8 protein-coding genes and 1 pseudogene are annotated in these 10183 nt (G+C 62.1%); 4 read left to right on the forward strand and 5 right to left on the reverse strand.

Annotated features, from left to right (window positions below; translation table 11 throughout):
* The 3 genes from EPO09_RS15600 to EPO09_RS15610 form a co-directional block, all read right to left on the reverse strand.
* The coding region (locus EPO09_RS15600) for a PTS sugar transporter subunit IIA (RefSeq protein WP_290644250.1) at positions 1-375 on the reverse strand (375 nt) is incomplete at its 3' end.
* A 339-nt stretch (positions 376-714) separates the two neighbouring features.
* Positions 715-1065 carry a ribosome-associated translation inhibitor RaiA gene (raiA, locus tag EPO09_RS15605; protein WP_290644257.1) on the reverse strand — a complete coding sequence of 117 codons (351 nt, stop codon included), beginning with the start codon at positions 1063-1065 and terminating at the stop codon, positions 715-717.
* Between the two features lie 223 nt (positions 1066-1288).
* Positions 1289-2533: an MFS transporter gene (locus EPO09_RS15610; protein WP_290644251.1), complete on the reverse strand. Its 1245-nt coding sequence runs from the start codon at positions 2531-2533 to the stop codon at positions 1289-1291.
* Positions 2534-2758: 225 nt separating this feature from the next.
* Between EPO09_RS15610 and EPO09_RS15615 the strand changes: the two genes are divergently transcribed.
* Positions 2759-4540 (forward strand): ATP-binding protein, encoded by a 1782-nt coding sequence (locus EPO09_RS15615; protein ID WP_290644252.1) that lies wholly within the window; start codon positions 2759-2761, stop codon positions 4538-4540.
* A 21-nt stretch (positions 4541-4561) separates the two neighbouring features.
* Positions 4562-6346, forward strand: coding sequence for an O-antigen ligase family protein (locus tag EPO09_RS15620; protein WP_290644253.1), 1785 nt, complete (start codon positions 4562-4564; stop codon positions 6344-6346).
* Between the two features lie 22 nt (positions 6347-6368).
* Here EPO09_RS15620 and moaC read toward each other — a convergent pair whose 3' ends face one another.
* A complete protein-coding gene (gene moaC, locus EPO09_RS15625; protein WP_290644254.1) occupies positions 6369-6860 on the reverse strand; it encodes a cyclic pyranopterin monophosphate synthase MoaC in 492 nt (163 codons plus the stop codon).
* 191 nt (positions 6861-7051) lie between these two features.
* On the opposite strand from moaC, the gene EPO09_RS15630 reads away from it, so the two are divergent.
* Together EPO09_RS15630 and EPO09_RS15635 are read left to right on the forward strand one after the other, a co-directional pair.
* On the forward strand, positions 7052-8677 hold the full coding sequence (locus tag EPO09_RS15630; protein ID WP_290644255.1) for a M48 family metalloprotease: 1626 nt from the start codon (positions 7052-7054) through the stop codon (positions 8675-8677).
* A gap of 250 nt (positions 8678-8927) precedes the next feature.
* Positions 8928-9896, forward strand: coding sequence for a TerC family protein (locus tag EPO09_RS15635; RefSeq protein WP_290644256.1), 969 nt, complete (start codon positions 8928-8930; stop codon positions 9894-9896).
* On the opposite strand, the pseudogene EPO09_RS15640 reads toward EPO09_RS15635, so the two are convergent.
* Positions 9897-10183, reverse strand: a pseudogene (locus EPO09_RS15640) (DUF4405 domain-containing protein); the annotation flags it as partial.

The following is a 10183-nucleotide window of genomic DNA, read 5'->3' on the forward strand; positions in this document are numbered from 1 at the left end:
TGACAGCAGCTCGGCAATTTCGGACAAGATTTCAAGATGGCGCTGCGTGGCGGCTTCCGGCACCAGCAGGAAGATGAGCAGGTTGACGGGCTCATCATCTGGCGCATCAAAAGGAATGGGCTGGCTCAAACGGATCACAGCCGCCAAGGGATTTTTCAATCCTTTGATGCGACCATGCGGAATGGCCACGCCGTGCCCCAGGCCTGTAGAGCCCAGGCGCTCACGCGCAAACAGGTTGTCCGTGACGGTGGCGCGTGCAATTGCGTGCTGATTCTCGAACAGCAGCCCAGCGTGCTCGAAGACCCGCTTCTTGCTGCTGGCGTCCACGTCCACCAGCACCTGGCTGGCGGGAAGGATGGCTGAAAGTCGATTCATCTTGATTCAAGCAGGGGTGACGGCAAGCACCTTGACCCCAACTCCCGGGACGGACGAGGGGCGGATTATAGAGACAGCATGACTGCAGTGACCTATCACACTGTCCCTCGATTTGAGGGATTCTGCACCCAATGCTGCAGCGCAGCAAGAGGCAAATTCCCAAAAACGCCCTGGAACGCCACCATGACCAGGAGATGAAAAGACTCTAGCCCGATGTGAAATACGCAGCCCATGAAAAACGGCCCCTAAGGGCCGTTAACTTGGTGCCTACCTGCGCTGGCGACCCGCAATCAGGTCACACCAAGCACGCTGTTTGAGGCTTGCGGCGGCAGCGCGTGCTTATTGAATAGCGTCCCAGGGTGTGGCCTGGCGCTTGTGGGATGCGTGATGATGATCCTGCACGCGGTCCTTGTGGCGGCAGACTTGACGATCCAGCTTGTCCATCACTTGGTCAATGGCAGCGTAAAGGTCTTCATGAGAGGTTTCAACAAAAATGTCCTTTCCCTTCACATGCAAAGTCACTTCAGCCCTTTGTCGGCGATCCTTTTCCTTTTGCTTTTCAACGGTTAGCAGGACGTTGATGTCCACGACTTGATCGAAATGACGGGTCACTCGATCCAACTTGGTGAGCACGTACTCACGTAGCGAAGGGGTAACTTCCAGGTGGTGGCCACTGATCGTCAAATTCATACTGCCTCCTTTCGAGAGCAGGAACGTTGAAGACACCCGGGTGGCGACTCAGCGGACAAGCCGCGTTGAGTTGTTGCGGCTTACTGCTGAAAACCGTCAACCGGAAGACCAGTGTGCGCCTGTCAGGCCTTTGTGACAAGTACATGAACTCAGTATTTGTATGGACACGTACAAGCGCGTGAAGAAAACCCGTAAACGCTTGCGACAGCTCAAACGCCCCTGTTCAAGCGGCCTTGCCCTGTGTATGCAGGCGTAAATGCCCCACCCACCAGACCATGATCAGCGTGGCCACCAGGGCCAGCCAGCCAGCCCGGCCATAGCCTTCGACCAGGCCGTCAGGCGTGCGTGAAATCATCAGGCCGCCCACCCAGGCGGACACCCCCATCGCCGCAGATTGCAGCGCGCCATTGACGCTCATGAACGAGCCCCGCATGGCGGGTTCTGGCGCAGCGGTCAACAAGGCCATCCCGGGCACCATGCGACCAGACACGAACACGAAGAAGGCCGTCGTTACCACCAGCAAGACGGGCACGGGCACCACCGGCAAGTGGGTCAAGGCCAGCATGGGCAGAACGGCGCCCAGGCTGATCAGGCGGAACACGGGCACCTTGCCCCAACGATCGGTCAAACGCCCCCACAAGCGCGCCGTGAACAAGGTGGCCAAACCGCCTGCCAGGTACACATAGGGGACCTGATCCTGGCTCAAGCCCACATTGGTCGTCGTGTAGATCGTGATGTAGGGAATGATGCTGAAGCTGCCCGTGAGCATCAACATGGACAAGGCGAAAGCACGCCAGTGATTGGGCTCGGCCAGCACGCGGCGCAACTGCTCGATGGGCGGCTGGGCAGACACGCCCGCCATGTGACTACGCAAGAGTGGCACGGAGCGCCAGGCTGCCAGCCAGACCAGCACGGACGCGGCAGCGATGGCAAAGAAGGGCATGTGCCAGCCCCACACACTGGCCATCCACAAGGACAAGGGCACGCCCGCTACCGTGGACAAGGAGAAGGCCGACATCACCAGGCCCATGGCCTGCCCTCGGCGCTCGAAAGGCACGGCATCGCCCACGATGGTCTGGACCAGTGCCCCCAGCACCCCACCGAACACACCTGCCGCCACACGCGCAGCCATCAAGGCCCCATAGCTCGGCGCCAATCCACAAGCCAGCGTGGCCAGCGCGAAGCCGGCATACACCCACAGCAAAGCGCGCTTGCGCTCGAAGCGGTCAATCACCATCGACACCATCAGCCCTGACACCCCCGCAGCCAGCGAATACGCAGACACCAGCAGACCAAACTGCGCGTCCGTGAGATGGAACAGCTTCGTCAACTGTGGCCCCAGGGGCATCATCACCATGAAGTCGACGATGTGAGTGAAATTGATGGCGGCCAAGCTCCACAGCAGCAGTCGCTCTTTGACCAACAAGGTGGTGGTGGGTGCCGTTGTGGCCTGCGCGCTTGTTGTCATGATGGTCCGCGATGTGCTGATGAGCTTGGGAGGGGGTTATCAGTGTCAACGCTTTTGGACATCCTTGGCTGCCCAAGGCTTATTGCATCAGCCACACCACAGGCGATGCCCACCCTCAGGGATTCCCGCTTCTGCCACGAACCAAGCGCTGGTAGATTGGGACACGATCGGTGCTGTATGGCTGATACGGCGAAACGCTTCGCATACAAGGAGCCCCATCACACCATGACGAAGCAAGGCACGGGCGAGGCACAAGCTACGCCCTTGATCAGCGGAGACGAACTGGATGAACTGGTCGTGCGGCGCACCTTCTGGTTCCTGGTTGGGCTGACCAGCATCATCCTGATGCCCTACGTCGCGATCTGGACCCGGCTGGGTGCTTATCAAGCGACCTTGCTTTGCCTGGCCATGTTGCTGGTCAACGCTTTCTGCGCCTGGCGTGTGCATCGTCACCGTGAGCCGGGCCAGGCGCGTTGGCACCTGCATATCGTGATCAGCGGGCTATACGGGATCGTGGGCCTGGTCGCGTTCATACAGGGGGGAATTTATGCGCCCGCATTGCGCTGGATAGCCGTACTGCCCTTCATGGCGCTGGTATCCGGCCTGACGCGGATGGGCGCCTTGCTGTGTTGCGCCTTCGTGCTGGAGGCCTGGTGGATGGCCACCCACGCTGCGCCTGACCTGCCCGAGATGCGCAGGCAGTTATTGCCGTCCGCGGACCACCAGACCTTGGGCAGTGCCATTGGGGCTTTGCTGCTCTTTGCCCTGTTTGGCTGGATCACCACGCGCTGGCGCCAGGATGCCTATCTGGCATTGGATGCAGCCAGAGAACGTGCGCACCAGGGCGATCTGGCCAAGGAGCGCTTTCTGGCCACGATCAGCCACGAGATCCGCACACCACTCAGTGGCATGGTGGGGGTGTCATCCACCCTGAACAAGCCGGACCTGGCGCCACCAGAAAGGCAACGCCTGACGGCCTTGCTGGAACACAGTGCCCGCGATTTGCTGGACACACTCAACAACGTGCTGGACTGGACCAAGATGAGCCAAGGCCCGGTTCAACTGGCTCACGAGGCCTTCGATCTGCGGGCCTTGCTGCAAGAGTCCGCCAACCTGTTTGCGCCGGCCTGCGAAGCCAAAGGTGTGCAACTGGTATGTGAGATAGCCGCCGAGACACCCATACAGTTTCTCGGCGACAAGCGGCGCCTCCGGCAGGTGCTGAACAACCTGCTGTCCAACGCCGTGAAATTCACCAGCCAGGGTGAGGTGCGCGTGCAGATCGAACAGGATGCTTTGGCACCTTTGCCGGCACACGGCCATGACCGGTGGATCATGCTGTCCATCCAGGACTCGGGCATCGGCATGGCGCCAGACAAGCTGCCCAAGCTGTTCAAACCGTTCGAGCAACTTGATACGGCCATTGGCGAGCAATTTGGCGGTACGGGGCTGGGTCTGTCGATTGTGCAAGGCCTGCTGCAAGCCATGCAGGGCAGCATCGATGTGCAGAGCACGCCCGGGCGAGGCACCCGCTTCACGGTGCGTATCCCCTTGAGCTTATCCTCGCAACGGGTGGACGAGCCCATTGAAACCACCGATGCGGTGCCCCCCCCTGCGCAACCTGCCCTGCGGGTACTCGTGGCGGAGGACAACCTGCTCAATCAACGAATTTTGCAGGAAATGCTGCAGCACTGCCAGGTCCAGAGCACCTTCGTGACCAATGGCCTGGATGCCCTGCAAGCGCTGAAAAATGATGTATTTGACGTGTTGCTGCTGGACCAGCACATGCCCGGCCTGGATGGCCTCAGCACACTGGCAGCCATCCGGGACGAGGAGCAAAGACTTCATCGCCCCAGGCTGCCGACTGTGCTGATATCAGGCGACACCAGCTTGTGCGACCAGGCCAAGGCACTGGATGCGGATGCCTGCCTGTCCAAGCCTTTCGAGTTCACGGCACTGAAAGACACGCTGGCGCAGATGCGCCACGGGAAAGTGCCTGAGCCGGCCTGAACTGCCGCGACAATAGCGGCCATGATCACGTCAGCCTCCGAAGATTCCGCAGCCCGGCAACTCCCCACGTGGTGGGCCATGAGCCTGCTGGCCGTTCTCGTACCGACACTGGTGGCGCACCACGAGCCACCCTCCGTGACCTTTTTCAACCAGGTCCTTGCCGTGCTCGGATGGGGTATGTTCGTGGCCGTGCTGGGCGGGCTGCCCAAAGCACCGGTTCATGGCCCCAAGGGGCTGGCCCTGTCGGCCCTGAGCGCGATGCTGCTGATTTGCGCCATCGAGGCTTTTGGTTCGGCTTTTGTGTGGGGCGCATTGCCCGCCGGGCTGGGTCTGATGGGCGGGGGCATGGCGCTGGGGGCCTTGCTCACACTGCGTGCAGGCTGGCGCGCAGGCCAGAGCCTCAACCGCGACACCATTGCAGAAACCTTCTTCGGCGCCTTGACGGCGGCAGGCGTCGTGGGCATGGTCCTGGCGTTGATTCAGGTCTTCCACCCGGGTTGGGCTGATGGCATTTTTGTGGCCGAGCCCACGATGCCGGGTCGGGCCGTGGGGAACCTGCGCCAACCCAATCACTTCAGCACCCTGCTGGTTTTCTCTTGCGCGGGCGCAGCATGGCTGGGCGCACGCCGCCGCCTGCCCGGATGGCTGGGGGCGGCCCTGGTTGCACTCTTCATCTGGGGCATCGTGCTGACGGCCTCGCGCACAGGCATGGTCGGCATGCTCTTCCTGACCATCTGGGGCGTGGCAGACAAACGCCTGCCCAAGATCCTGCGCGCCACCTTGATCGGCGCACCGGTGGTTTATGGCCTGTGCTGGGGCGGCATGTGGCTGTGGGCCCATGCGCACAAGGGCGCCACCTTCGCCGCGGAAGCCCGCCTGCATGACGGCAGTGACATCTCCAGCTCCCGGTTCAAGATCTGGGCCAATGTCTGGGAGTTGATCAAAGCACAACCATGGCTGGGCGTTGGCTATGGCGAATTCAACCTCGCCTGGACCTTCACCCCCTTTCCGACTCGGCCTGTAGCCTTCTTCGACCACACCCACAACCTGCCCATGCAGTGGGCCGTGGAATTCGGGCTGCCGCTGACGGCTCTGCTGCTGGCACTGAGCCTGCTGGGCGGCTACGCCCTGTTTGTTGGCCTGGCCCGACCAGATGAACACGAAGACAGCGGCAAGCGCGCCACCGTCGGGGCCTGCAGCGTGATCGTGGCCATTGCGGCCTTGCACAGCCTGCTGGAGTACCCACTCTGGTACAGCTATTTCCTGCTGCCAACCGCCTTTGCCTGGGGGCTGGGGCTGTCCTGCCAGGCAGAAAAACAGCAACAAGCCCAACAGGGAGCAGGTTGGCAGATGCTCGCCGCCGGCTTGTTGATGGCGGCACTCAGCGTGTGGTGCGCCACGGACTATTGGTCAGCGGTCAACATTTATGCGCCACGTAAAGGTGCAGGCCCATTGGACAAGCGCATCGAAAGCGGCATGAAGCACGTGTGGTGGGGATACCAGGCCGATTACGCCGATGTCACCAGCGCCGACGACGAAGACCCCAGCAAACCGCCGCAGGCCTTCAAGCGCACGCTACACAACCTGGTGGATGCGCGCCTGATGGCGGCCTACGCGCGCTCGCTGGCCGAACACGGCCAGGAGGACAAGGGCCGATACGTCGTGCAGCGGCTCAAGGAGTTCCGCAACCCGCTGGGTGACGAATTCCTGTCCGTTTGCAAGACCCAGCCAGAACCCGGCGAAGAGCGCCCCTTCCAGTGCGAAGAGCCCAAGCAGCGCTACGGCTGGCGCGAACTCCTGCCCTGAAGGGTGATGCGCAAGCGCCCCGTCAAACTGACGGCGGGGCCTGGCGCACCCAATGGCCGGACTTGCCGCCCACCTTCTCAAGCAAGCCCACATCGGTCATGACCATGCCCTTGTCGGCGGCCTTGCACATGTCGTAGATGGTGAGCAGGCCCACCTGCACGGCGGTGAGGGCCTCCATCTCGACGCCCGTTGGCCCCACGGTCTGGACCGTCGTGCGACAGATCACAGCCGATGCGGCCTCATCCAACTCGAACTCGACCGCCACCTTGGACAAAGCCAATGGATGGCACAAGGGAATCAGATCCGATGTGCGCTTGGCGCCCTGGATCGCCGCGATGCGGGCCACGCCCAGCACATCGCCCTTGCCGGCCTTGCCCTGCGCGATCAACGCAAGGGTAGCGGGCAACATGACGATGCGGCCCTGGGCGACCGCCACCCGAACCGTGGCTGCCTTGTTGGAAACATCCACCATATGGGCCTGGCCCTGGTGATCAAAATGCGTCAGCTCGCTCATGGACAATAGCCGTGTTGCCCCATGTGGGGAAAGGTAAAGAAGTTCAAGCACCTGAACCTGCGGTCGTTTCCGCCGGCCAGGCACGCACAGTTCGCAGCATACTGCGCAGTTGCATCACCGGTTTTGTGTTCATGCCCTTGACTGTTTCACAACCTGCCTCTGTCCAGCCGCCCACAAAGGCACCACGCGCGTTGTCGCCAAAGCGTTTACTGAGCCGCTGGGGCACGGCGGCCGTGGTCTTGCTGGCCTGGCCGCTGGGTACGGCAGTGCAGGCGCAAAATCTGCCGTCACCGGGCAGCGCATCATCGGCTCTGCCGGCCCTGGGTGACGCGGCGGCGCAGGAACTCTCGCCCATGGCTGAACGCCGCCTGGGCGACCGGATCATGCGCTCCATCCTGCGCGACCCGGATGTGGTTGATGACCCCATGGTGCTGGAGTACGTGAGCGAGGTGTGGACCCGCCTGCTGGCCGGCGCACGGCAACGCGGCGAGATCAGCCCTGAGCTGGAAGCCTCCCACGCGTGGGAGCCCTTCCTGGTTCGGGACCGCACGGTCAACGCCTTTGCCTTGCCTGGTGGCTACATCGGGGTTCACCTGGGCTTGCTGGCCATGACGACCACACCAGATGAACTTGCCTCGGTGCTGGCACACGAACTCTCACACGTGACACAACGCCACATCGCCCGCATGATTGGCCAGCAATCGCGCCAATCGTGGGTCAGCCTGGCCTCCATGGTGCTGGGCATCCTGGCGGCCAGCCGCAACCCCCAGGCCGCCCAGGCCATGATCTACGGCGGGCAGGCTGTGGCCATCCAGGGGCAATTGAACTTCTCGCGCGATATGGAGCGCGAAGCCGACCGCGTGGGCTACGCCGTTCTGGGTGACGCTGGCTTCGATCAGGCGGGCATGGCAGAGATGTTCGAGCATCTTCAGCAGGCGTCGCGCCTGAATGACGACGGCAGCTACCCCTATCTGCGCACCCACCCGCTGACCACCGAACGGATCGGCGAGGCACGCGCACGACTGGGCCCCGGCGGCTGGCGACAAGCCTCTCAGGGCCGTGGCCAGGACAGCGCCATCTGGGCTCAACATACGCTGATGGCCGCCCGATCCAAGGTGCTGATGGACACCCGCAGCGTGTCGCTGCAAAACCTGGCCACCCCCGATATCAGGCGCAATGCCACGGCCTTGCAGGCCGTGACGGCGTACTACACGGCTGGCGTGGCCCAACAACGCAGTGGTGATGTGGCCCATGGCCTGCAAACGCTCGCACTGGCACGGCAAGCGGCCAAGGCCCTGCCCGCCAGCCAGCAACCCACCGTGTCACGCATCGTGTCGATGGCGGTGATGGACTGCCAGCTTGCCAGCCATCAGGCAGCCGAAGCGGCCAGCACCCTCAACAGGGAGTTGACCGAGAACAAGGCCGTCAGTCACGCTGATGGTCGCCCCGAAGTCTTGCTGGCCGCACACATTGCGCTGTCACTGACGGACAGCAAAGCCCAGCCAACAGCCTGGGCCGACGCAGCGTCACGCCTGCAAACCCACGTGAGCAACCACCCGCATGACGCGGCAGCCTGGTCCACGCTGGCGGAGCTGTGGCAACGACTGAACGAGCCCCTGCGGGCCGTGCGAGCAGAGGCAGAAGCCGTCGCAGCCTTGGGTGACTTGCCCGGTGCCATTGACCGCATACAAGGCGCGCAAAAGCGATTCCGCCAGCCCAATGCGGCTGACGTGATCGAACTCAGCGTGATGGACTCGCGCTTGAAGGTCTGGCAACGCCAGCAGCGCGAAGACATGCGGGATGAGGCTGGCCGCTGATACCCGCACTGGCCTCATACCCTCATGCCCGACAAGGGCATATTCGCACGCAGATAGAATCCCACCGTCCGAAAGAGGAGTAGCGCGCAGCCCATCAAGGTGGCGGTGCATCCCCGTCAACACGAAGGCCTGTGCAATGCAGGCCCTCCGGGGTTCACAGCAGACGCCCGTCTGTCCAGCAAGATTTTTCGGCGCTTGAGGTGCGAAGCCATGGTGGCTTCGCCATGCTTGTTCCTATTGGAGAACCATCATGCAAACCCTGGCGCCACTCTGGCTCTGGATCGTTTTTATTTTGTTCGTGCTTGCCGCCTTGTTTGTGGACTTTATCGTCCTCAAAAAACAAGGCGCGCATGCGGTGTCCGTTCCCGAAGCCATGCGCTGGTCAGCCATCTGGGTGGCCCTGAGCATGGCCTTCAATGGCCTGTTGTGGTGGGCCTTCGCGCAAGATCAATGTGCCGCGATCGCCAATGCCAAGGCATTGGAATTCCTCACCGGCTACCTGATAGAGAAATCGCTGGCGGTCGACAACATCTTTGTCTTCCTGATGATCTTCACCTACTTCTCGGTGCCGCCGGCTTACCAGAAGCGCGTGCTCATGATCGGCATCATCGGCGCCATCGTGCTGCGCACAGCCATGATCCTGGTGGGTGGCTGGCTGATCAGCCAGTTCCATTGGGTGCTGTATCTGTTTGGTGCCTTCTTGCTGCTCACGGGCATCAAGATGTGGTGGGCTGCGGACAAGGAGCCTGACCTGGAAGACAACCCAGCGCTGAAACTGCTGCGGCGCGCCCTGCGTGTGAGCAAGCACTTTGACGGCGAGCGCTTCTGGACCACGCAGAACGGCGCGCGCATCGCCACGCCCTTGCTGCTGGTGGTGGCACTGGTGGGTTTCACGGACGTCATCTTTGCCGTGGACTCCATCCCCGCCATCTATGCCGTCACGTCCGATCCCTTCATCGTGCTGACCTCCAACATCTTCGCCATCCTGGGTCTGCGAGCCATGTACTTCCTGTTGGCTGCCATGGCCGCCAAGTTCCACCTGCTGAGCTATGGCCTGGCCGTGATCCTTGTGTTCATCGGCAGCAAGATGATGCTGATCGACATCGTGAAGATCCCGACGCTGGCCTCGCTGGGCGTGGTCATCGGCATCCTGGGTGTGACCATGTTCTGGAGCGTGAGAACCGCCCCGGCCATTGGTGCCAGCAAGACAGCTGGCTGATCAGTGATGGACGCCTGCTGAGCGACGACGGTGCACCAGCAGCGTCAGCAACCAGGCGATGCCGATGGCCGCATGCACCCAGCCATTGGCATCCCGCCACTCATCGGGCACCACGTAATACAGGCTGTAGCCGGTCAGGGCCATCAAGGCCAGACAGGTGAGCATGCCTACGCCTTCTATTCTGCGAATGCGCAAACGCCATCCACGCATCACATGGGTGGCCGAGATGCGCCCGATCAGGAACAGCATGAGCATCATGGCCGCACCATGCACCTTCATCAACCAGG

It is taken from the genome of Aquabacterium sp., from assembly GCF_004297345.1.
GTDB lineage: Bacteria > Pseudomonadota > Gammaproteobacteria > Burkholderiales > Burkholderiaceae_C > Aquabacterium.

What these genes read in the sequence shown, in the direction of transcription:
- raiA (WP_290644257.1), bottom strand. Translation starts at nt 1,065, where the DNA reads ATGAATTTGACGATCAGTGGCCACCACCTGGAAGTTACCCCTTCGCTA.
- EPO09_RS15610 (WP_290644251.1), bottom strand. Translation starts at nt 2,533, where the DNA reads ATGACAACAAGCGCGCAGGCCACAACGGCACCCACCACCACCTTGTTG.
- EPO09_RS15615 (WP_290644252.1), top strand. Translation starts at nt 2,759, where the DNA reads ATGACGAAGCAAGGCACGGGCGAGGCACAAGCTACGCCCTTGATCAGC.
- EPO09_RS15620 (WP_290644253.1), top strand. Translation starts at nt 4,562, where the DNA reads ATGATCACGTCAGCCTCCGAAGATTCCGCAGCCCGGCAACTCCCCACG.
- moaC (WP_290644254.1), bottom strand. Translation starts at nt 6,860, where the DNA reads ATGAGCGAGCTGACGCATTTTGATCACCAGGGCCAGGCCCATATGGTG.
- EPO09_RS15635 (WP_290644256.1), top strand. Translation starts at nt 8,928, where the DNA reads ATGCAAACCCTGGCGCCACTCTGGCTCTGGATCGTTTTTATTTTGTTC.